At 37.5% G+C, this 21987-nt stretch carries 25 protein-coding genes; 12 read left to right on the forward strand and 13 right to left on the reverse strand.

Features of this window, described 5'->3' with window-relative positions; translation table 11 throughout:
- Positions 1–694 precede the first annotated feature (694 nt).
- Complete coding sequence (gene rseP, locus JM84_RS01240; RefSeq protein WP_144785115.1) at positions 695–2002, reverse strand: RIP metalloprotease RseP; 1308 nt, start codon at positions 2000–2002, stop codon at positions 695–697.
- Positions 2003–2145: 143 nt separating this feature from the next.
- Here rseP and JM84_RS01245 point away from each other — a divergent pair, with 143 nt between their 5' ends.
- From JM84_RS01245 to JM84_RS15325, 4 genes are all read left to right on the forward strand, one after another.
- On the forward strand, positions 2146–2850 hold the full coding sequence (locus JM84_RS01245; protein WP_013750892.1) for an SCO family protein: 705 nt from the start codon (positions 2146–2148) through the stop codon (positions 2848–2850).
- A 74-nt stretch (positions 2851–2924) separates the two neighbouring features.
- Positions 2925–3155 carry a ferrous iron transport protein A gene (locus JM84_RS01250; protein ID WP_013750891.1) on the forward strand — a complete coding sequence of 77 codons (231 nt, stop codon included), beginning with the start codon at positions 2925–2927 and terminating at the stop codon, positions 3153–3155.
- Positions 3156–3158: 3 nt separating this feature from the next.
- Positions 3159–5285 carry a ferrous iron transport protein B gene (gene feoB / locus JM84_RS01255; RefSeq protein WP_013750890.1) on the forward strand — a complete coding sequence of 709 codons (2127 nt, stop codon included), beginning with the start codon at positions 3159–3161 and terminating at the stop codon, positions 5283–5285.
- A gap of 37 nt (positions 5286–5322) precedes the next feature.
- Positions 5323–5463, forward strand: coding sequence for a FeoB-associated Cys-rich membrane protein (locus JM84_RS15325; RefSeq protein ID WP_186439091.1), 141 nt, complete (start codon positions 5323–5325; stop codon positions 5461–5463).
- Here the strand turns inward: JM84_RS15325 and JM84_RS01260 are convergent.
- The 8 genes from JM84_RS01260 to JM84_RS01295 all read right to left on the reverse strand — a co-directional run bounded on the left by JM84_RS01260 (position 5460) and on the right by JM84_RS01295 (position 12088).
- Complete coding sequence (locus JM84_RS01260) at positions 5460–5864, reverse strand: hypothetical protein (protein ID WP_013750889.1); 405 nt, start codon at positions 5862–5864, stop codon at positions 5460–5462. The genes JM84_RS15325 and JM84_RS01260 overlap by 4 nt on opposite strands.
- A gap of 84 nt (positions 5865–5948) precedes the next feature.
- Complete coding sequence (locus JM84_RS01265; protein ID WP_013750888.1) at positions 5949–7106, reverse strand: metal ABC transporter permease; 1158 nt, start codon at positions 7104–7106, stop codon at positions 5949–5951.
- A complete protein-coding gene (locus JM84_RS01270) occupies positions 7106–8218 on the reverse strand; it encodes a metal ABC transporter permease (RefSeq protein ID WP_013750887.1) in 1113 nt (370 codons plus the stop codon). The genes JM84_RS01265 and JM84_RS01270 overlap by 1 nt, the downstream gene beginning before the upstream one ends.
- 6 nt (positions 8219–8224) lie before the next feature.
- Positions 8225–8656 carry a four helix bundle protein gene (locus JM84_RS01275; RefSeq protein WP_013750886.1) on the reverse strand — a complete coding sequence of 144 codons (432 nt, stop codon included), beginning with the start codon at positions 8654–8656 and terminating at the stop codon, positions 8225–8227.
- 133 nt (positions 8657–8789) lie between these two features.
- On the reverse strand, positions 8790–9578 hold the full coding sequence (locus tag JM84_RS01280; RefSeq protein ID WP_261375682.1) for a metal ABC transporter ATP-binding protein: 789 nt from the start codon (positions 9576–9578) through the stop codon (positions 8790–8792).
- A 119-nt stretch (positions 9579–9697) separates the two neighbouring features.
- Positions 9698–10615 (reverse strand): metal ABC transporter solute-binding protein, Zn/Mn family, encoded by a 918-nt coding sequence (locus tag JM84_RS01285; RefSeq protein ID WP_144782369.1) that lies wholly within the window; start codon positions 10613–10615, stop codon positions 9698–9700.
- A gap of 72 nt (positions 10616–10687) precedes the next feature.
- Entirely contained in the window at positions 10688–11413 is a 726-nt protein-coding gene (locus JM84_RS01290; protein WP_261375683.1) for a transporter, read from the reverse strand.
- 21 nt (positions 11414–11434) lie between these two features.
- Positions 11435–12088 carry a metal-dependent transcriptional regulator gene (locus JM84_RS01295; protein WP_144782371.1) on the reverse strand — a complete coding sequence of 218 codons (654 nt, stop codon included), beginning with the start codon at positions 12086–12088 and terminating at the stop codon, positions 11435–11437.
- Between the two features lie 165 nt (positions 12089–12253).
- Between JM84_RS01295 and JM84_RS01300 the strand changes: the two genes are divergently transcribed.
- Positions 12254–12739, forward strand: a complete 486-nt coding sequence (locus JM84_RS01300; protein WP_144782373.1) for a PAS domain-containing protein — start codon at positions 12254–12256, stop codon at positions 12737–12739.
- 130 nt (positions 12740–12869) lie between these two features.
- Here JM84_RS01300 and JM84_RS01305 read toward each other — a convergent pair whose 3' ends face one another.
- The 3 genes from JM84_RS01305 to JM84_RS01315 all read right to left on the reverse strand — a co-directional run bounded on the left by JM84_RS01305 (position 12870) and on the right by JM84_RS01315 (position 15601).
- Complete coding sequence (locus tag JM84_RS01305; RefSeq protein WP_186439092.1) at positions 12870–13397, reverse strand: regulatory protein RecX; 528 nt, start codon at positions 13395–13397, stop codon at positions 12870–12872.
- 37 nt (positions 13398–13434) lie between these two features.
- Positions 13435–14985 (reverse strand): ribonuclease E/G, encoded by a 1551-nt coding sequence (locus JM84_RS01310; RefSeq protein WP_013750877.1) that lies wholly within the window; start codon positions 14983–14985, stop codon positions 13435–13437.
- Between the two features lie 325 nt (positions 14986–15310).
- Positions 15311–15601, reverse strand: a complete 291-nt coding sequence (locus JM84_RS01315; RefSeq protein WP_013750876.1) for an HU family DNA-binding protein — start codon at positions 15599–15601, stop codon at positions 15311–15313.
- A gap of 128 nt (positions 15602–15729) precedes the next feature.
- On the opposite strand from JM84_RS01315, the gene mutY reads away from it, so the two are divergent.
- The gene (gene mutY / locus JM84_RS01320) at positions 15730–16785 is read left to right on the forward strand and encodes an A/G-specific adenine glycosylase (RefSeq protein ID WP_144782377.1); all 1056 of its coding nucleotides are present in this window, start codon (positions 15730–15732) and stop codon (positions 16783–16785) included.
- Positions 16786–16789: 4 nt separating this feature from the next.
- Here the strand turns inward: mutY and JM84_RS01325 are convergent, their stop codons facing one another.
- The gene (locus JM84_RS01325; protein WP_144782379.1) at positions 16790–17662 is read right to left on the reverse strand and encodes an AraC family transcriptional regulator; all 873 of its coding nucleotides are present in this window, start codon (positions 17660–17662) and stop codon (positions 16790–16792) included.
- Positions 17663–17873: 211 nt separating this feature from the next.
- Here JM84_RS01325 and JM84_RS15330 point away from each other — a divergent pair, with 211 nt between their 5' ends.
- The 6 genes from JM84_RS15330 (at position 17874) to JM84_RS01350 (ending at position 21849) form a co-directional block, all read left to right on the forward strand.
- The gene (locus tag JM84_RS15330) at positions 17874–18035 is read left to right on the forward strand and encodes a hypothetical protein (protein WP_186439093.1); all 162 of its coding nucleotides are present in this window, start codon (positions 17874–17876) and stop codon (positions 18033–18035) included.
- 38 nt (positions 18036–18073) lie between these two features.
- Positions 18074–18274, forward strand: a complete 201-nt coding sequence (locus JM84_RS01330; protein WP_144782381.1) for a hypothetical protein — start codon at positions 18074–18076, stop codon at positions 18272–18274.
- A gap of 209 nt (positions 18275–18483) precedes the next feature.
- Entirely contained in the window at positions 18484–18975 is a 492-nt protein-coding gene (locus JM84_RS01335) for a single-stranded DNA-binding protein (RefSeq protein WP_144782383.1), read from the forward strand.
- 21 nt (positions 18976–18996) lie between these two features.
- Entirely contained in the window at positions 18997–20319 is a 1323-nt protein-coding gene (locus tag JM84_RS01340) for a gliding motility-associated protein GldE (protein WP_144782385.1), read from the forward strand.
- On the forward strand, positions 20316–20876 hold the full coding sequence (gene gldD / locus JM84_RS01345) for a gliding motility lipoprotein GldD (RefSeq protein ID WP_144782387.1): 561 nt from the start codon (positions 20316–20318) through the stop codon (positions 20874–20876). The genes JM84_RS01340 and gldD overlap by 4 nt, the downstream gene beginning before the upstream one ends.
- 88 nt (positions 20877–20964) lie before the next feature.
- A complete protein-coding gene (locus JM84_RS01350) occupies positions 20965–21849 on the forward strand; it encodes a DMT family transporter (protein ID WP_144782389.1) in 885 nt (294 codons plus the stop codon).
- Positions 21850–21987 lie beyond the last annotated feature (138 nt).

Genomic DNA, 21987 nt, shown 5'->3' on the forward strand with positions numbered 1-21987 from the left:
AGCATAAGCCTTCTATTTATGTTGCAATTTTTGGGGTGTAACTATATAAATCAAAAATACGACGGACTTAGAAAACGGTTTTTACAACAGTCCGTCTTCACTAAAAATTCGATTAAAGAGGCAAATAATTCGACGTTGTACACATGTTATAAACAATTAAAATTCTAAACAACACATTTCCCCCTATGTACGCAATAAATAGCGTTAAGGTTTTAGAAAAAATAAAATTTGTTGATTCGCCTAATTCGCTAAACATCAGCACAGGTAAGGGATAAGCGGCTTCACACTCAAAAAATTTACCCCAAAACAGGATACAAATGATCTATTAAAACATGTTAATATTCTAGCAGTCAGCGAAGTAAAGAGTGTAAATTTTGATAATAACTAACAGATTTCCCTGCAATATTAAGCTTACAATTATTCTTCACTGAAAAAGCGTTTTTATCATATTTCAGCGAAAAGAACGTACCGCTCAAAATCGTAAAATTTTAAAGAAAAAAGAAGAATAACGAATTTAAGAGCTTTTCTGGATAGATAATTAAAAAGACAAGCATGTGTTCATAATTTCCAATAAACACCCTCAAACGAGTCGTGATAGCAGGCAAAATTGCGCCTGCATAATTTTTCACTATTTTAAAGTGGAAAAACGATAGAATAAAATTATAAATACAATTTTCGCGGAAGCGTTATAGAATTACCCTTTAATCAAATTCCAAATATCATTTCCAAAAATCACCACCATTAATCCCATCACAATGACAAAACCAATAATCTGACCTCTTTCTAATGTCTTTTCTGAAGGAGCTTTTCCAGAAATCATTTCATATAATAAAAACATCACATGTCCTCCATCAAGTGCAGGAATAGGAAGAATGTTTACAAAGGCAAGCCAAACAGAAAACATAGCAGTGAATCCCCAGAATTTATACCAATCCCATTGTGGTGCCATCATCTCTACAATACCTATAGGACCTTTTACTTTCTTGTATCCTTGTACTTTACTATTAAAAATTAATTTAAACTGGCGCACTTGCTTAGTGAGTACATCCCATGTTTTTGTAAGACCAGCAGAAATTGCCGCTCCTATACTATACTCATCTTTTACTAATAATTCCTCAACGTTTGCACCTACCCCAAAAGAACGCCCCTCGCCCACAGCAAAGGTTTTTTCTATACGTTGCCCGTCTCTATTAAGTGTCATAGCAACATCTCCGCCTTTTGCTTGATCAAAAATAGACTGAAACTCAGTCCATTCATTAATAGCATTTCCATTAATAGCTACAATTTTATCACCTACAAGCACATCGTTGTTAAATGCTATTGAATCTCTGGCCACTAACCCTATTGTGTTACTAAAACGCGGTCTTATAAAACGTTCCTCTGCATCAAGTACAGATTTTTTTGCTTCATCTGGGATAGGAAATGTAAGTTCATTACCATCACGCACTACAGTTACGTTATCACCTAATAGTATGTCAATCTGCACATCGTCAAAACGCGTTACCGTTTTATCATCTATTTTTATTACTTGATCACCATTGCGCAATCCTATTTCTTCTCCTACTTCTCCTACAGCAATACCATACTTAAGACGATCTGCAGGTACATACTCATCACCATAATATACAAGCATTGCACTATAAATGAACCATGCAAGAAGCACATTTACAGTCACACCACCTATCATCACAATAAGACGTTGCCATGCTGGTTTTGATCTAAACTCCCAAGGTTCTGGATCTTTTGCCATTTGCTCCTTGTCCATACTCTCATCAATCATACCGGCAATCTTCACATAACCTCCTAGCGGAAGCCAGCCGATTCCATAAACCGTATCTCCTATTTTTTTCTTGAACAATGCAAACTTTACATCAAAGAAGAGAAAGAATTTCTCCACTTTAATCCCGAAGTAACGAGCTGGTGCAAAGTGACCAAATTCATGTAAAATTACAAGGATAGAAATAGCAAGCGTAAACTGGGCAATCTGTATAAAAGTCTCCATAGAAGGATATAAGTCAAATTTTGAACGCACAAAAATAGGCTTTTAGATGCGCATACTAAAGTTATATGCGCGTAGGATAGCATTTTTCAAGCCATACTTTATATAACTGCCACTTGGATTGTAACTTTGTAAAAAAATGCACTATGGCACATCACCTCGCTCGCTATAAAACACTATTTATCACCCTTGGTATTCTTTCTGTCATTATTATGACTTTAATATATAGCCAACTCAAAGTAACTCCATCTCTTACAATTTACCAACCAGACATGGTAGATAAAGAACTCGTAGACAGCACCATGCAATATGTGAAGAAATATCACACCATTGCCGATTTTTCACTCACTAATCAGAATGGAAAAACAATCACACAGAATGATTATGAGAATCACATCTACGTAGCAGATTTTTTCTTTACCACCTGCCAGACCATTTGCCCTATTATGACAGAGCACATGGTTCAAATACAAAAGAAGCTAGAGGGAGATACACTAGTTAAACTACTTTCTCACTCAGTAATCCCTACTTATGATACTCCAGAAGTTTTGAAGGCGTATGGCGTAAAAAAAGGAGTAGATGACTCACGATGGAACCTAGTTACTGGTTCTCAAGAAGAAATTTTCACGCTTGCGCGAAAAAGTTATTTGGCTGTAAAAGACCTCCCAGGAACAGAAGATGATCTTGATATGGTTCACACTGAGAACTTTATGCTTATAGACAAAAAACGTCAAATACGTGGTTATTATGACGGTACAGACCCAGAAGCAATAGATCAATTACTTGAGGATATTGAGATTTTAAAAGCATCTTATGAGCCAAGGAAAGCTTGGTACCAAAAGATTTTTTAGAATGGAATTACGTACGCTTTCGCGAAAGCGTAAAATGCATTACTTTTGTTATCTAAATTCAATCTAAATAAACATTGAAGAAAACAGTCGCTCATTTACAAAAAGGAGAACGCGCTATCATTATAGATGTGATGACAGACGAAGTTCCTCTTAAGTTACTCGAGATGGGTTGCCTACCAGGCAATGAAGTACGATTGATACAACTCGCACCATTTTCTGATCCTCTATATATAGATGTGAATGGAAGTCACCTAGCGATACGCCGAGAAACGGCTCTTCAAATAATCATAGAAACGCCATCCTAAATTATGGCCAAACAGATTAACGTTGCCCTCATAGGAAATCCAAACACAGGTAAGACTTCTGTCTTTAACCATCTTACGGGTCTCAACCAGCAAGTAGGTAACTACCCAGGGATTACTGTAGAAAAGAAAGAAGGCATCTGTAAACTAGATCGTGGTGTTAAAGCACACATCTTAGACTTACCCGGTACTTATAGCCTTAACGCTTCATCTCTTGATGAAAATGTGGTTATAGAATTACTTCTTAATAAGAATGACAAAGATTATCCAGATGTTGCCGTTGTAATTTCTGATGTAGAAAATCTTAAACGCAACTTACTACTCTTTACACAAATTAAAGATCTTGGCATCCCTACTATTCTTGCTATTAACATGGCAGATCGTATGGAGCGCAAGGCAATCTCTCTTGACATTCCTAAGATGGAAGAGCGCCTTAAAACAAGAATCGCACTTATAAGCAGCCGTAAAAACACGGGGATTGATACGCTCAAAGAACTTATTACCGAGTACAGATCTATCAATACAGAACCTTGTATTAATGCTTCTGTAATTGCTCCAGAATATTTTGACAGATTACGTAAAGCTTTTCCAAAGCAAGATTTATACAAGTTATGGCTTGTAATTACACAAGACGTAAACTTTGGAAAGCTAGAGCGCAACGAGATGAAAACCATCTCTTCTTTTAAAACTGAGTCGGAGAGTAATCTCAAAAGACTACAGCAAAAAGAAACGATTGTACGCTATAAGTATATCAATGAAGTTTTGAGAGAAACTCAAACCATAGATATTGAAAATGCAAAAGATTTAAGAGCTCGCTTAGACCGCATACTTACACATAAGGTGTGGGGTTACGTGATTTTCTTTGCCATATTACTACTCATATTTCAAGTAATATATGACTGGTCACAGTACCCAATGGATGCTATAGACACTGCATTTGCTAGTATGAGTGAGTGGGTGCAAACTAACCTTCCAGAAGGTAAACTCACAGACCTTCTAGCAGAGGGTATTATCGCTGGATTAGGAGGTATTGTTATTTTTATTCCTCAGATTGCCTTTTTATTCCTCTTTATCTCTGTACTAGAAGAGAGTGGTTATATGAGTCGCGTGGTTTTCTTAATGGATAGAGTGATGCGCCGTTTTGGACTTAGTGGTAAATCTGTAGTTCCACTTATCTCTGGAACTGCTTGTGCCATCCCTGCGGTTATGGCAACACGTAACATTGAGAACTGGAAAGAGCGATTAATCACCATACTAGTTACTCCATTTACTACCTGCTCGGCAAGATTGCCTGTATATTTGATCATCATTTCGCTAGTAATTCCTGATGAGAAGTTTCTGTTTTTTAATCTACAGGCGCTTACACTCATGCTCATGTATCTCATTGGTTTTGGCGCTGCGATAGGTTCTGCATGGATTCTCAATAAAATTCTTAAGATAAAAAGTAAGTCATTTTTTGTAGTAGAAATGCCTAACTATAAAATGCCGCTGCTTAAAAACGTAGGGATCAATGTTCTTGAAAAAACAAAATCCTTTGTAGTAGATGCAGGTAAGATTATCCTTGCTATTAGCATTGTATTATGGGTACTAGCTTCCTTTGGACCTAATGAAAAGTTTAATCAAGCAGAAGATATTGTAACTACACAACTAGAAGCAGAAGGAGGCATAAACGCATTTCCAGATGCGGAGGCTTACCAAGCAGAAATAAACAAACTAGTTGCAAGCCAGAAGCTAGAACATAGCTACATAGGCTATATGGGTAAAGCGATAGAGCCTATTGTAGAACCACTAGGTTATGACTGGAAAATAGGAATTGCTCTTATTACTTCATTTGCAGCAAGAGAGGTCTTTGTAGGTACACTTGCCACCATATATAGCGTAGGTGATGCCGAGGAAGAGACTATTAGAAACCGTATGGCTGGAGAGATAAACCCAGTGCTAGGAACACCAAGGTTTAATTTTGCTAGCGGAATTTCCTTATTACTATTTTATGCATTCGCCATGCAATGTATGAGTACGCTTGCTATTGTAAAGAGAGAGACAAACAGCTGGAAATGGCCTGCAATACAGCTTGTAGCCATGACCGCAATTGCATATGTAGCAGCGCTTGCCGCATTCCAAATTTTAAAATAATTTGTAAGCTAGACGCTTATTTAACTACTAAGAACGCATGGAACTAATACAAAATATTATCGTGATTCTTATTTTTCTAGTAGCCCTAGGGTATCTAGTTACAAAGTTTGTGTGGACACCAGCTTTCTTGAAAAAGAAAGACGACGGCGGCTGCGGCACTGGCAGTTGTGGATGTTAATTACTCACTTCTACTCGTAAATAATAATCACTTGCTTTAATTTTTGATAAAGATGTAGGGTACGGAGCTAGCCCCTTAATTGATATTACAAGACCGTCTTCTGAGTATATAGGCGCTACTCGCCCACCATTGAGTATAATTTCTTTAGTGGTTTTTTTACCACTTTCGCTTGTTAATTCTACGACGACTTTAGCATTTCCAGCCCAGATACAATCTACTCCCTGCGGACATCTACTATCTTCAATAACGTTCACTAATCGCAGAGATGTACCCTCGATAATAGTAGACTGTCCTTGAAAAGCCTTCAAATATATCTTAGGAACCTCTACTGTTGTGGAGTCTTGCGCTTTCGCGAAAGCGGAACAAAAAAATATAATCGCAACGATGTAATAGGTTTTCATAATGCTAGTTTTTACACAGCCTAAATAAATAGACACTGGTGCTTTATACTTCTAAATACTCCAAAAGCGATGCCATGTTACAGATTATCCTCTAAATAAGAAAAAATCATCTTTCATATGCTCGATATGCTCATCCTTATTTGTGATAATATATTCTAACGCAAGATCTGTAAACTCTTTCCCTTTTGGTGTGAGCGCGACAATATCACTGCTGATTTTGATCAAATTATTTTTTTCGGCAAGTTCTAGTACAGTTTCAGATCTTACTTTTTGCCAATTTATATGTTCGTTGAGATGCTGCACATGCCTCTCACTTTCTTCCTCGTGATTATTAAGGTGTAATAAGAACGTAAGTAAGGATACTTCTGTGCGCTGCTGTCGCTGCCTGTACATCACTGCAATAAGTCCTTTACTAGGCGCAAATAAATATACGGTAAGAAATACGAGACCAAGAACAGTAGTCATAGACCCAGCGATGGACGCATCTAGAAAATGAGCCATCCAATAACCACCAATTGCCGAAAAGACTCCAAATATTACCGAAAGCACTAACATCTTCTTCAAGTCTGATGTAAGTAAATAAGCGGTTGCCGCAGGCGCAATCATTAGTGCTACTACAAGAACTGCTCCTACCGCTTCAAAAGCACCAACAACCGTTACTGAAGAAATAGTCATGAGTCCATAATGTAAAACCACTGGAGAAAAACCAAGTGCTGCAGACAAACCTGCATCAAAGGTACTCACCTTAAGCTCTTTAAAAAACGCGAAGAGCATCCCCACAGTGATGCTTAAAATTGCCCCCATCACCCATAATGACTTAGGCCCTACATCTGTTCCCGCTATAATAAGCCTATCAAAAGGCGCAAATGCTAGTTCGCCTAGCAATACTGCATCTACATCAAGGTGCACATCGTTTGCATTTTTGGCAATGAGAATAACGCCTATACTAAAGAGTGCTGGAAACACTAATCCTATAGCGGTGTCCTCTTTTACTAATCCTGTTTTCTGGATGGACTCCACCATCATAACCGTAATGACACCTGTTACAGCCGCCAGTAAAATTAACAATGGCGAATTAAGATCTTCAGTAATAAAAAAGCCAATTACAATCCCTGGTAAGATAGAGTGACTAATGGCGTCACTTATAAGTGCCATTTTACGTAGTACCAAAAACACCCCTGGGATGGCACAAGCAATGGCTACTACTGCGGCAATCAATTGTATTTCTATTTGTGCATCCATTAGTTATTGTTATATAAATTTGCAGCTGCATCGTAACCCTTACTCGTAAGCGACCAGTTTTGACCCTTTACTTTGACCCATTCTTTTTCTTCTAGCTCCTTCAATGTAGATTTTGCATATCCTTGAAAATTGTTTAGAATTAATATTGCGTGAGGGTGAGAGATATCTTCATGTGTTTTTGCAATATCAAACATAAACTGCAATGTCTTCTGGAGTTCCAAGTCTCGTCTATTTTGATATTTGCGGAGTTGTTTAAAAAGAATACCGCGCCCAGGAGAAAAGATGAATGAAAAAAGCACAAACACACTTGCCACTAGCACAATCACTGGGCCTGTAGATAGGTTATTTTGACTAGCACTAATTGCCGTCCCAAAGACTCCTGAAAACGCACCAAATATAGCTGCGAGTACAATCATCACACTTAGCTTATTTGTCCACTGCCTTGCCGCTGCTGCAGGTGCGAGTAGCATCGCACTCATTAATACAACTCCTACTGTTTGTAGTCCTAGCACAATGGCAAGTACAATAAAAAAGGTGATGAGTATATCAATAAAACGAGTGTTAAACCCTAAGGTTTTTGTGTAGTCTGCATCAAAAAGTAAGATTTTAAACTCCTTCCAGAATAGTAACATGATAACTAGACAAATCCCTGTAACTACTGCCATTAACGTCACATCCTTCTCCACTAACGTCGCGGCTTGACCAAAAAGGTATTTATCAAGCCCCGCTTGGTTTGCATTTGGTTGTTTCTGTATAAACGTGAGCAATAACATTCCAAAACCAAAAAATAACGACAATACAAGCCCTAGGGCTGTATCACTTTTAAGATGTGTTTTGGTCACCATCCCACGTATCCAAAACGTGCCTATAAGTCCGCTTACTAAGGCTCCTAGCAACAATATGTTAGTATCCTTTGTACCTGTAATTAAAAAAGCAATAGCAATACCAGGCAGCGCAGCATGAGATATCGCATCACCAAGTAAACTTTGCTTTCTAAGTACTGCAAAACTACCCAACATACCACAAATAGCACCAAGTATAGCAGTACCCAGCGTGATGGTTCTGAGGGTGTAGTCAGAGAAGAGTTGAGAGAAATATTCTGAGAGTTCCATGAGTTATTAGTTTGTAGGACTTAGAATGCACCGCTGGTGCTTGTAGGACGCTTCGCTTGTAGTGAAAAGATCTAATCCAATTTTAGACTTTTCTTTAAGCCCATTATCATTTTTGCAATTCCTTGTAATTGTTTTTCTAGTATTATCATTCTGTTCTTGAGTAATATACTTTTTTCTAGTTGCTACGGTAGAACATGTTACACATTCCTTAAGGGAATCCCAAGCCATATTTAAATATCTATTGAATTGCTTATTTGTATCACCGTGACCCTCACTAATATTTAATGCTATAGAAAGAGCCGCCCTACCATATTGACTCGATAGTCGATATCTCTCTTTTTGTGGAAAAGTATCAATCAACGCATCAGCTGCGTCAATAAAGTTTAGTGCTTTCTGATAAACACTCAATTTTTCAAAATTGAATACTACTTTTTCCATCTCAGTAATTTTTATATTTAAATCAATTACATGTTTCAACCTTAAATTTTTTGGTGATAGAAGGAACGCAAACAACTTATACTACAAGCATCGCGTCCTAACAGTTCCACCGGAACGTCCTACCGCCTACATACTATTTATTTACCGCCACCTTGTAATTAATACCATAAGTCTTGGTGAGATTATCATCATTAAATATATCTCTCACAGGTCCTGTTGCGATTTTCTTTACATTTAAAAAAGTTACCCAGTCAAAATATTCTGGTACCGTTTGTAAATCGTGATGCACTACCACTACCGTTTTTCCTGCTTTACGTAATTCTTTAAGAATATTAATAATAGCAATCTCCGTGGTTGCATCTACTCCTTGAAAAGGCTCATCCATAAAATAGATAGCTGCATCTTGCACTAGTGCTCTCGCAAGGAAAACACGCTGTTGCTGCCCTCCTGAAAGTTGGCTTATTTGTCTCGCCTTGAATGGAAGCATCCCAACTTTCTCTAGTGCCTCTAGCGCTGCTCGTTTTTCTTTGCTTCCAGGACGTTTTATCCAGCCCAATTTTCCGTAGGTTCCCATAGTTACCACATCAAGTGCCGTGGTGGGAAAATCCCAATCTACACTTCCCTTTTGAGGAACGTATGCTACTAGCTTGCGCTGCTTATCATATGGCTTTCCGTAGATAGAAACGCTCCCAGCAATGGGATTTATAATACCGAGAATAGATTTTATAAGCGTAGACTTACCTGCGCCGTTGGGCCCCACAATAGCCATGAGCACTCCTTCTGGCACTTCTAGATCTATATCCCAAAGAACCGGCTTATAGTTATATGCAACCGTAAGATCATCAACACGAATAGCTATATTCCCCTCTTGATCTCCCCCAAGGGGAGAAGATTGTAATCTATTACTTAAATTCTCTCTCATGTTTTTCGCTTTATATAGGAAAAGGGTACTATCTGTACAATCGAAATAGAGATGCTTATAAGTTAGTGTATAGTTATAAACTCGTATTTCCTTATCCTTTACCTATTTTTTCTGTTCTTCTATTTTAAAGTTTCTACAATAGTAGTCACGTTATATTTGAACATGCCTATGTATGTTCCCTCTACGCTTCCTACATTACCTAGTGCGTCACTATATAAAGAACCACCTATCACTACTTCTTGTCCTCTAGATTGCACCGCTGCTTGCAATGCTTCTATTGTTCTTCTAGGTACAGAACTTTCTACAAAAATGGCTTTCACTTTATTGTCAATTATAAATTGAGAAAGACGCTGTACATCCTTAACTCCTGCTTCGGTAGCGGTAGATAGCCCTTGCAATCCTACTACTTCAAAACCATAACTCTTCCCAAAATAGTTAAAGGCATCATGAGCCGTAACGAGAATCCTTTTTTCGGCTGGGAGTGTAGCTATTGTAGCTTTGATTTCAGCTTCCAGCTCATCTAATTGTGCAAGATAATTTTGGGCATTTGCTTCGTAGCTTTTTGCGTTCTGAGGATCTTTTCGCAAAAGCGTACTTACCACCTCTGTTGCAAATTGCTTAAAATACTGAATATTAAACCACACATGCGGATCATAGTTAGACGCAAAATAATCTGAGCCTATGAGCGTATTTTTATCCAGCGACTCTCCTAAGGGAATTTGCGTCACTTGAGTGGCATTCATCTTTTCAAAGACTTCTACAAGCTTACCCTCTAGGTGTAGCCCATTATAGAAAATCACATCTGCTCCAGCGAGCTTTGTAACGTCACCAGCACTTGCTTTGTATAAGTGAGGATCTACACCGGCGCCCATCAACCCTTCTAGATTAATGAGATCACCTCCTATATTTTTTACAAGATCTGTAATCATTGAGGTGGTAGCAACTACATTTAATTTGCCATTACTTTCTTTCTCACCCTTGCAACTTATAACGCTTAAAGCGAAAATGACAATTACTATATATAGACTCTGTTTCATTATTTTTTATTTTTTATTTATTCTAAAACTAACTCCCGCGCTGATCAATAAATCTTGTCCATCTGTAATATTCTAACCGATTGTTGCATCGAGTTGCACTAATGGAGCAATGGCATATGTAGGACCAGCATCCCAAAAATGGCTTGCGCTATTATCTTCTGGGAAATCCCCATAGACTTCAGCATAAGCGCCTAACTTATCTGTTATCGCATAGCCATATGCAAACGTATAAATGTATGCTAGCTCTGGGGAGTCACCTCCATAATGACCTCCAATATTGTATGCAATACCTGATCGTTCACCAAGTGTATGATTAAATGCAAAGCGAAAATCTGCACTAGTAAATTCTGGCTTAAAGTCTGTACTTGCGGTAAATGGAAGAAATAAATGACCTATTAAACCTATTTCTGGTTTCCAGCCATCTTCTTTTGCAATCGCCACTTTTGCCCCAAAAAGTAACGGAGACATACCGTTAAGGCTACTTACTTCTTGATCATTGATTTTTGTTTCTACCTGTTGGTACGCCCATCCTACCCTAAGCTCTAGATTTTCTAGTATCCCATAACGGAGTAACGTAGTATTATAACCCCAAACGCGTTCTTCTATATTATTCTCCTCAAAAGTGGTCGTATATGCTCCTGTTTCTACTTGCAAACTTCCTTTAGGCACCACCGTAGGTGCCTCTGTTGCGTCGGGGCGATCGGTCACAAGACCTACTTGAGCTTCTGTTTCTTGTGCAACTAGTTGATTGCCTAGCGAAAAAAGTAATACTGTTGTAAGCGTAAAAATTTGTTTCAAGGCTATTGATTTTGGTAATAATTAAATCTGGATATATAGGTTATCTGCTATCTTTTTGGAGATAAAAAACTGTTCTTTTTTAACTTGTATCACCATCGAGCCGTCAAAAAACTCTCGCCCTAGCACTTTGATAGATGCTCCAATAGCTATATTTCTTTTATCTAAAAATTGAAGAAACTCTGCCGATGTTTCTCGTACTCCCACAAGTTGGCCAGTGTTTCCTTTCTTTAATTCTGATAGCAGTTTTTTAATAGCACTTTTTATGTTTCCGTTTTTATCAGGAATGGGATCTCCATGCGGATCGTAGTCTGGATAGTCAAGAAATTTGTCTAAGCGATTAATAAGCTCCGCTGAGTTTACATGTTCTAATTGTTCTGCAATATGGTGTACCTCGTCCCACTGGAAATTGAGTTTTTCCACCAGAAAAACTTCCCAAAGCCTGTGTTTACGCACAATATAAATCGCTGCTTTTTCGCCCTCTTTTGATAAGCGGGCACCTCTATATTTTCGGTAAGAAACTAAGCCTTTGTCTGCTAGTTTTTGCACCATATCTGTTGCACTAGACGCTTTTGTTTGCATCGTTTCTGCAAGTGCGTTTGTGCTTACCTCCTTGTTAAATTCTTGCTCAAGGTGGAAGATTGTTTTGAGATAATTTTCTTCTGCTAGTGTGTACATATATTTATCAAAGGTAGCAAACAGAAGTAGAGTAGTAAAAAAATATATTTAGTCTAGCCTAAAGATGGACACTAAGTTAATGTCCCTTAAACGTTTGTGTTAATTAATATATTAAATAATTTTAGTGAATATCACTTTTCTATATTTATCGCAAATTATAACAATATGCAAAATGTAAAAGCTATCGCGCCTTTACAATCGTGGGATATTTTTTCAGAATACCTAGTCGCTAGAGCTACTAAAGCTGCTAGAGAACTTGATTATTCTCAGGTGGCAGATTTCATCTCAAAGTACAATTGGGATTTTGATACTTCGCTACTGGCAACAGAAGATTTTACCACAATTGTAGTGACAGATCGTGACCAAGTAATCCAATGGGTGAACAGTGGTTTTACAGAAATGACAGGCTACCCAAGAAATCATGCTGTGGGGAAACACCCTCGTTTTTTACAAGGACCAGAAACCTCAAAAGAAACCAAGGAAGTTATAAGTAACACACTACGTCTTGAAAAACCTGTAGTCAAACAACTACTCAATTATAAAAAAGACGGCACGCCATATCTCTGTGATATAAAAATCATACCTCTCTTTAATAAAGATCAAGAACTCACACACTTTATGGCTCTTGAAAAGAAAGCACGTGTGGCTTAATATTTTCTTATCTTCTTCTTTGCACTAGTAGATAAGAGTATATCAAAGACATTTATTTAAACTTGACCCACATGTTTTACTTGTGGGTTTTTTGTTTTTGACACAAAATAAGTAAACTGAGCTATAGATTTTAAGGCACCAGCTCCTTTACCTTTTCATACACAAGATCACCTTCCCAACCTCTGTAGGTGAGATAGTCTGCTAGTTTTTTACGCTTGCGGTATTTATCGGTTTCTGAGGAGAGTTGTTCATAACGCTTTCGCGAAAGCGTATTAAAAACCGTATCATACTCCTCGTCTTCTATCTCAAGTAGGGCTGTTTTGAGATTATAAGCCCCTATGCCGCGTTGTTTGAGTTCGCGGGTGATTCTTGTCCTTCCCCAGCTTTTATGACGAAATTTACCCCTCGCAAAGGCTTTTGCAAACCGCTCTTCGTTTAAAAAGTTTTGCTCTAGTAAATGACCTATCACCACATCTATCGCGTCTGGTATCATACGCATGTCTCGTAACTTTTGAGCGACTTCTTTATGACAACGGTCTTGGTAAGCGCAGTAGGCTTCTAGCTTGCGCTTTGCTTCTTCTACAGTATATGTTTTTACAGGTTGTTGCACAAGACAAAAGTACTTGTTTGCAAGGATACCATTTTTACAAAAGGGCATAAAAAAACCCCATTCTCAAAAGAGAATGGGGTTTTTGCTAATTTTCAATCTTGATATCCTTACCCGAAGCGTCTGTAAAGTTATACTCAAGATACGTGTATGCATCTCGTGGCATTACTTTTACCCACTTCTTGTGATCTAAAAACCATTTAGATCTTATGGATGGAAATCCTTTTGTAATATAAGCTGCTACAAATGGGTGTGCATGAAGCGTCACCTTTTTTGCACCAGATTTTAAAATGCGGTTGAGTTGTCCTTGAAGCTTCTCTACTATTACAATAGGAGCTTCTATCTCATTAGAGCCACCGTTAGGATTTTCTTCACGGGTCTTAATGTTCATTTCTGGACGTACTCGCTGCCTAGTAATCTGGATAAGTCCAAATTTACTAGGAGGTAATATTTTGTGTTTTGCGCGATCATCTTTCATCTCATCTTTGAGGTGATTAAATAACTGGCGGCGGTGTTCAGCTTTACCCATATCGATAAAATCGATTACGATAATTCCTCCCATATCACGGAGGCTAAGCTGACGTGCAATTTCTGAAGCGGCGATCATATTTACCTCAAGTGCAGTATCTTCTTGACTTTTGGCTTTATTTGATCTGTTACCACTGTTTACGTCTACAACGTGCAGGGCTTCTGTATGTTCAATTACAAGATAAGCACCACGGCTCATTGATACAGTCTGACCAAAAGACGTTTTAATCTGTCTCTCAATACCAAACTTCTCAAAAATAGGTAGTTGATTATTATATAATTTTACAATATTCTCCTTGTGCGGAGCAATCTCGCTTAGATAATCTTTAATTTGATAATACAACGTCTCATCATCTACAGTGATGCTCGTGAAGCTATCGTTAAAAATATCCCGCAGGATAGACGATGCACGATTCATCTCTCCTAGAACTTTGCTAGGATGGTGAGCGTTTGGAATTTTTTTGCTCATAGTGGTCCATTTGTCCACTAGATTTTGCAGGTCTTTGTCTAGTTCTGCAACTTTTACACCTTGAGCTACTGTGCGTACGATAACGCCAAACCCTTTAGGCCTGATACTTGTTACAAGTCTTTTAAGACGTGCTTTTTCTTCTTTACTCTCAATCTTTTGTGAGATAGAGATACGGTCAGAAAAAGGAACGAGAACAATATAACGTCCAGCAATAGACAGCTCGCTACTTATGCGAGGCCCTTTGGTCGAGATAGGTTCTTTTGCAATCTGTACAAGTACACTTTGTTTAGACTTAAGAACTTCGGCAATTTTACCGTTTTTGTCTATGTCTTTCTCAAAGGTGAAATTTTGTAAGGAATAGTCTTTTAATTTACCTGTAGTAACACTTTTTATGTATTTCTGAAGCGTAGGAAGTTTAGGACCGAGGTCATGGTAATGCAAAAATGCATCTTTCTCATAGCCTACATTTACAAATGCGGCATTGAGACCAGAAACGGTCTTTCTTACGTTTGCGATATAAATATCACCTACGTTAAACTTATTTTTATCTTCTTCTTTATGAAGCTCAATAAGTTTTCCATCTTTTAATAAGGCAAAATCAACTACGGAGGAACTAGATCTAATGATCAATTCTTTATTCACTGTGTAGTAATTTTATCCCAATAGCTATCGGGATGGTTGATAATTCTAATTCATTACAGATTGTGGTGTATGCCATGCGCATACGTTGTGTAATAAATACCGGTGCAATAATGACGTACCCAAGGTGCGGGTAGTGCTGTTATTGCATTGTCAATGAACGCAGAATTACACCCAGAGGGTGTAATAAAAGAAAAAGTAGTCTTAAGACTACTTTTTCTTCTTGTGGCGATTTGCTCTACGTCTTTTCTTACGTTTGTGAGTCGCTACCTTGTGTCTTTTTCTTTTTTTACCGCTTGGCATAAAAATGATAGTTTTTAATTACTTATTAGTCTACACTAACGTTCGTTTTTACACCTTCTACAAAAACTTTAGCAGGCTTGAACGCTGGAATATTATGTGCTGGTATTTTGATAGTCGTATTTTTTGAAATATTTCTACCTGTTTTTTCCGCTCTGGTTTTGATAATAAAGCTACCGAATCCTCTTAAGTACACGTTATCTCCACCTTCTAAAGAAGTTTTTACTTCTTCCATGAAAGATTCAATAGTTGCTTGCACGTCATTTTTTTCGATACCTAGTTTCTCAGAAACTTTAGCTACGATATCAGCTTTAGTCATAATGTCAAATATTTAGGGGTTAAAAATTCAAGACTGCAAATATAGGGATTATAATAACAAAGAATCAAACATAATCTTTTAAAAAATAGATACATAACATCTAGCTTTGTGTAAAACCCTATTTTACATTGTCATTTTCTAACAAACTCATAGCTTGGTACTTAGAACATAAACGCGATATGCCATGGCGCAATACTAAGGACCCTTATAAGATTTGGCTCTCAGAAATTATTCTTCAACAGACGAGAGTAGCGCAAGGATTACCCTATTATTTGGCTTTTACAAAGTCATTTCCTACAGTGCAAGATCTTGCAAATGCAACCGAAGAGGAAGTGCTTAAACTTTGGCAAGGATTAGGCTATTATTCACGCGGCCGAAACCTACACGCATCTGCTCAAATTATTGTAAATGAGTACGGCGGAGTCTTCCCAAATACTTATGAGGAAATTAAAAAATTAAAAGGAGTAGGTGACTACACCGCAAGCGCCATTGCAAGCATAAGTTTTAACGAGCCTACCGCGGTGGTAGATGGTAATGTCTATAGAGTCCTCTCAAGGGTATATGGTATAGATACTCCTATAAATAGTACGCCCGGGATTAAAGAGTTTAAAGCACTAGCCCAAGAACTCATAGATGTAAAACGCCCAGCAGATTTTAATCAAGCTATTATGGAGTTTGGCGCGATACAATGCAAACCTCAAAATCCATACTGCCTGCATTGCATATATAATGACAAGTGCGTAGCATTACAAAAGAACAAAGTTTCTCAACTCCCTGTAAAGCTCAAAAAAACTAAAGTGCGCCATCGCTACCTCAACTATCTTGTCTTTAGAGATAAAGAAGGACAAACCTTAATACAACAACGTACCGGTAAAGGAATATGGCAAGGACTCTATGAATTTCCAGTAATTGAACTTGATGCTGCGCTTACTGATGGTGAAGAATCACGCTTTCGCGAAAGCGTTACGACCTCAAAGCAAGCTAATGGAATGAATATCATAGAGGTTCTAAGGTTTAATGAAAAACCAATCATTCATAAATTATCTCACCAGCACCTACATACTACTTTCTGGGTGGTTGACGTGGTGGCCACTGGAACAAAAGGAACACCCTTAGCAACTATAAGAGATTTTCCTGTACCTATATTGATAGTTAGATTTTTAGAAGAGTTTCTACCTCAGTAATATATTATTCTAATACAGTCTTAAGCTCTTTTCTATATTCTGAAGGATTTTGACCAGTAAAGGCTTTAAACTTTTTATTAAAGTGAGAGAAGTTATTAAATCCGCTCTCATAACATACTTGGGTAATACTCATGGGTTGCTCCGCTAGCAGTCTAGATGCGTGCACGAGTCGATACTCATTTACAAACTGCGTAAATGTTTTATGAGTAATCTTTTTAAAATAGCGACAAAATGATGGAATGGTCAAGTTTGTAATATTTGCCATTTCTTCTAGAGGAATTTCTTCTTTAAAATGAGTTTTTACATAATTAAAGACCTCATTAATGCGGTTATTATCTTTTACATCAGAGAGTAAAGAGAAGCCATCTGCATTTAATATTCTAAACTCTTTTGTAGTTGCCAGCTCATTTAATACAGTTATTTGAGTTATGAGACGATTAAAATCTGATTGATCCTCCATCTCTTCCATCATTGCCCCTACTCTCTTTTTAGTCTCTCCAGAAAAAACAATCCCGCGTTGTGCTACTTGTAAAAGTCTTTTAATTGACGCCATTTCTGGAAGGTTAAAGAATGTATCGCCCAGGTAATCTGCTTTCATATGTATAACGGTCTCACTCTTATTACCCGTGAGTTCATCTGTAAAACCACAATGAGGTAAATTACTACCCACAAGAATGAGTGTGCCCCATGTATAATAAGACAAGTTACTTCCCACCTGTCTTCTTCCTGTACCACCGTTTACATAAACTAGCTCAATCTCTGGGTGATAATGCCAAAGACTGTTATCATTAATATGATGCTCATCAAACCGTTGATACGTAAATGAGTTTCCAAAATCTGGAGTAATAGATTCAAAAGTGGGTTTATGCAGAAGCATGGCCTTTTTTTACAAATTTATAAATGACTACAAAATGAAAACTACATTAATTTACCTTAAATGTGTTCTAAATTAACACATACATCCCTATTAACCATACTGTAGGTTAAAAATGAACATATTGCTGCACAATTAGCAGTGGTGATCCCTTAATTACCACTGTATGTTTGTACCATAATAAATAATTAATCAATTACTTAAATCAACAGTTATGAGACAAACACTAAAATTTTCAGCAATTGCATTTTTATTATTTACTGCTACTACAACATTTGCAGCTACTAGTGAGATGACGCTTAATGAGGTACAACCTGAGCTTTCAATAAAAACTACAAATCTAGGCGATAAAGTAAAAAAGCGTCTAACGCAATAGACAAGGATGTTTTTACAGAAGGAACAGACATGGTATATGTGAGTTTTTCTAATCCAGAGTTACAACGTATCAAGCTAGAAGTGAGAGATGGTCTTAACCGTATTGTTTACTCAAATGAAATTGATGGAGAAGCTTCGGTAAGCAAGACTTTTAACTTTACAGGGGCTTACAAGGGATATTACACTATCCATATCGGAAACGAAAAAAAGAGCTTTAGCAAAGAGTTTGAAATACTATAAAATACGTTTACTCGCAGTAAACAATTAGTATGCTTAGTTATCCCTAGATGGTAGTTCGTCTAGGGATATTTTTGTTTATTTATTTTCTGTAACAACCCCATTATCTCAAGAAAAGAACGTTTTTAGTAATAGTAGATAATGGTAAATGAGAGCATATTTTCGCGAAAGCATAACACACTTGCATTGCTATATTTACTACATTTGAAATTATGGCAGGAACAATCAATAAAGTGATCTTAATAGGTCACACGGGAGATGATGTAAAGATGAACTACTTTGAGGGTGGTAATTGTATAGGACGTTTTCCGCTAGCGACAAATGAGGAATACGTAAATCGCACCACAGGTGAACGCGTGAGCAATACGGAGTGGCACAACATCGTAGTGCGCAATAAAGCTGCCGAAATTTGCGAGAAGTACCTCAGAAAAGGTGACAAAGTATATGTAGAAGGACGTCTAAAGACTCGTAAGTGGACAGACGATAAAGGCATGGACAGATACTCTACAGAGATCCAGTGCCAAGAGTTTACTTTTCTCACTCCTAAAGGTGAAAACCAAGGGCAGTCACAAGGAGGCGGACAACAAACACAACAACCTGTACAAGCAGCGCGTCCTCAAGCACAACCTTACAACCCAAACCAGCCAGCACAACCGGCACAGCCCTCTACAGATACTAGTGATGTAGATGATTTACCATTTTAATTTAACTAAACTATCAAACTTTTGGACCCTGATCCCGAACCCTTATTTATATTATTAATTAGTGTAGACCCCACTACTATCATAAGTATTGCAGTGCTTATAGTGTTACTCATGTGCTCTGCACTGATAAGTGGCGCCGAGGTTGCTTTTTTCTCACTATCACCTAGTGATCTTCTAGAAACAGAAGAGCAAGTCGCAGATAGAAAGATGCTCATTGTAAAAAAGCTTCTCACAAAACCCAAAAAGCTTCTTGCAACAATTCTTGTTGCAAATAATGCCATAAATATTGCGATTGTACTGCTCTTTGCAAGTCTGGGTGAGGTGATTTTTTCTAATATCACAGCAGAGATTCTAGGCATTCCACTACGTTTTTTACTGGAAGTAGTGCTTATTACGTTCTTAATTTTACTTTTTGGTGAGATCCTTCCTAAGATTTATGCAAACCGTAATAACAAGAAATTTGCGGCACTTGTAGCATATCCACTCCGTGTACTTGATGTGATTTTTACACCTTTAAGCAGCCCAATGCGTGCTGCTACCTTATGGATACAAAGAAAACTAGGAGAACAAAAAACCAGCTTTAATGTAGACCAGCTCTCGCAAGCACTAGAACTTACAAGCGAAGAGGACACTACAAAGGAAGAGCAAAAAATATTAAAAGGTATTGTATCTTTTGGAAACACAGATACAAAGCAAGTGATGCGACCTCGTATGGATGTATTTGCCCTCAATAAAGAAGATGATTACACTTCTATATTAAAACAAATTACAGAAAATGGCTTCTCTCGTATTCCTGTCTTTTCTGAGAGTATAGATACCATAGAGGGCATTCTTTATGTAAAGGACTTACTCCCTCATCTCAATGAGAAAGAATTTGACTGGGCAAAGCTTATACGCGAACCGTATTTTGTCCCAGAAAACAAAAAGTTAGATGACCTTCTTGCAGAGTTTAAAGAAAAGAAAAACCACCTCGCCATCGTAGTAGATGAGTATGGTGGCACAAGCGGCTTGATCTCTCTAGAAGATATTATAGAAGAAATTGTAGGAGACATTGCAGATGAGTTTGATGATGAAAATATCATCTATTCTAAACTTGATGAGCACAATTGGATTTTTGATGGAAAAACATCTCTCAAAGATTTTTACCGTATCATAAAACTTGAGGAAACCACTATTTTTGAAAATAAAAAAGGCGAAGCAGAGACTATTGCTGGTTTTGTGCTAGAAGTCTCGGGAGGATTCCCACGCAAGAATGAGGTAATAATATATCAAGACTACACGTTTACCATAGAGGCACTTGACAAAAAACGTATTAAACAGATTAAATTCACTATAAAATCGTGAGGTTTCCTGCATTCATAATATCAATTCTTACAGCTACTTTACTGGCATCTTGCGGTGGCGATACATTGCCTAAACCTAAGGGACAGCTCAGTTTATCATACCCTAGACCGTCATATGCATTTACCGCATCAGATTGTGATTATAACTTTGACCTCAACTCACTAGGCAAAGTGCGCTATAAAGATAATTGCTCTGCTGTCATTGACTATCCTTCGCTTAATGGGAGTGTATTCTTAACATATAGAGCAGTAAATAACAACATTAATGTATTACTCAATGACGCACAAAAGCTCACTTATGAGCATGTGCGCAAGGCAGATGATATTATAGAAGAGAAGTATGTAAACCAAGAGCAAGGTGCATACGGAATGTTTTACGACATTAAGGGAGATGCGGCTTCGCAGTCCCAATTTTACATTACAGACAGCACCACACACTTTCTAACCGGATCTATTTACTTCAATACAAAGCCTAACTATGATAGTATTTATCCTGCGGCTATGTATCTTAAGAACGATATTAGGCACTTGATGGAAAGTATCAAGTGGAAAGAATAACCGCACTCTTATTTAGAGTTCGCTTTCGCGAAAACTTCTCATATTCCTAATAAGTTATTACCGAACTTTGCATTTCTAAATTCAAGCAATGCCAAATAATTCACTCAAGTGGATATACCTTGTCGTACTATCCATTATTTGGGGAAGTTCGTTTATCCTTATTAAAAAAGGGCTAGTAGGTCTAGAACCACTACAATTAGGAGCTTTACGAATCTTATTCTCCGCATTTGTTCTGTTACTATTTGGATGCAAAAGTTTGAAAAGTATAAATAAGTTAGCTTGGAAATGGATAGGAGTTTCTGCATTGCTAGGAACCGGTATTCCTGTATTCCTATTCGCCTTTGCCGAAACTGAGATTGACAGCGCCGTAGTAGGAATTTTAAATTCTAGTGTACCACTACTTGCGTTTGTATTTGGAATACTACTATTTGGAGCCAAATTTATCAAACAACAGTTCATAGGTGTTCTTTTAGGACTTATAGGCGCTGGAGCACTCATTTATATAGGTGCTCAAATAAATGAAGAGCAAAACTACTGGTACGCTTCACTAGTAATCATAGCATCATCTCTCTATGCGCTTAATGTAAATATTATAAAACGCCACCTTCAAGATGTAAGCGCACTAGCTATTGCTGCAGGAAACTTTGTTTTCTTAATCATACCTGCACTCATCATACTTTTTTACTCAGACTTTTTTGAGCTTCCTTTAAGTACAGATACTACGATACAGCAATCCATTGGCTACATTGTTCTACTTTCTATTTTTGGGACTGCCATTGCAAAAGTGATGTTTAACAAGCTAGTACAAATAAGCAACCCAGTGTTTGCCTCCTCTGTAACCTACTTAATGCCTATTATTTCTGTGACTTGGGGATTACTAGATGGAGAAGCGTTTACAAGTCTTCAGGTTATTGCTACGCTTATTATTCTTACTGGTGTTTATATAGGGAATACGGGGAAAAGAAAGGTCTAACTAAATCTGATTCAACTCAAACAAAGGCCTCTAGATTTAAAAAGCTCATAAAAATTACTAGCTAACTTTCGCGAAAGCGCACAAAAAAAAAGCGACTTACATTGCTGCAAATCGCTTTTATCAACTAAACTATCTTTT

This window comes from Dokdonia sp. Hel_I_63, assembly GCF_007827285.1.
Lineage (GTDB): Bacteria > Bacteroidota > Bacteroidia > Flavobacteriales > Flavobacteriaceae > Dokdonia.

Bases quoted from the DNA above. Each gene is read 5' to 3' on its own strand.
- JM84_RS01270 (WP_013750887.1), bottom strand. From the start codon at position 8,218: ATGGAACTCTCAGAATATTTCTCTCAACTCTTCTCTGACTACACCCTC.
- JM84_RS01350 (WP_144782389.1), top strand. From the start codon at position 20,965: ATGCCAAATAATTCACTCAAGTGGATATACCTTGTCGTACTATCCATT.
- JM84_RS01275 (WP_013750886.1), bottom strand. From the start codon at position 8,656: ATGGAAAAAGTAGTATTCAATTTTGAAAAATTGAGTGTTTATCAGAAA.
- JM84_RS01295 (WP_144782371.1), bottom strand. From the start codon at position 12,088: ATGTACACACTAGCAGAAGAAAATTATCTCAAAACAATCTTCCACCTT.
- JM84_RS01245 (WP_013750892.1), top strand. From the start codon at position 2,146: ATGGCACATCACCTCGCTCGCTATAAAACACTATTTATCACCCTTGGT.
- JM84_RS01305 (WP_186439092.1), bottom strand. From the start codon at position 13,397: ATGCCCTTTTGTAAAAATGGTATCCTTGCAAACAAGTACTTTTGTCTT.
- JM84_RS01260 (WP_013750889.1), bottom strand. From the start codon at position 5,864: ATGAAAACCTATTACATCGTTGCGATTATATTTTTTTGTTCCGCTTTC.
- JM84_RS01325 (WP_144782379.1), bottom strand. From the start codon at position 17,662: ATGCTTCTGCATAAACCCACTTTTGAATCTATTACTCCAGATTTTGGA.
- JM84_RS01265 (WP_013750888.1), bottom strand. From the start codon at position 7,106: ATGGATGCACAAATAGAAATACAATTGATTGCCGCAGTAGTAGCCATT.
- JM84_RS15330 (WP_186439093.1), top strand. From the start codon at position 17,874: ATGAGACAAACACTAAAATTTTCAGCAATTGCATTTTTATTATTTACT.
- rseP (WP_144785115.1), bottom strand. From the start codon at position 2,002: ATGGAGACTTTTATACAGATTGCCCAGTTTACGCTTGCTATTTCTATC.
- JM84_RS01280 (WP_261375682.1), bottom strand. From the start codon at position 9,578: ATGAGAGAGAATTTAAGTAATAGATTACAATCTTCTCCCCTTGGGGGA.
- JM84_RS01285 (WP_144782369.1), bottom strand. From the start codon at position 10,615: ATGAAACAGAGTCTATATATAGTAATTGTCATTTTCGCTTTAAGCGTT.
- JM84_RS15325 (WP_186439091.1), top strand. From the start codon at position 5,323: ATGGAACTAATACAAAATATTATCGTGATTCTTATTTTTCTAGTAGCC.
- feoB (WP_013750890.1), top strand. From the start codon at position 3,159: ATGGCCAAACAGATTAACGTTGCCCTCATAGGAAATCCAAACACAGGT.
- JM84_RS01315 (WP_013750876.1), bottom strand. From the start codon at position 15,601: ATGACTAAAGCTGATATCGTAGCTAAAGTTTCTGAGAAACTAGGTATC.
- JM84_RS01335 (WP_144782383.1), top strand. From the start codon at position 18,484: ATGGCAGGAACAATCAATAAAGTGATCTTAATAGGTCACACGGGAGAT.
- JM84_RS01300 (WP_144782373.1), top strand. From the start codon at position 12,254: ATGCAAAATGTAAAAGCTATCGCGCCTTTACAATCGTGGGATATTTTT.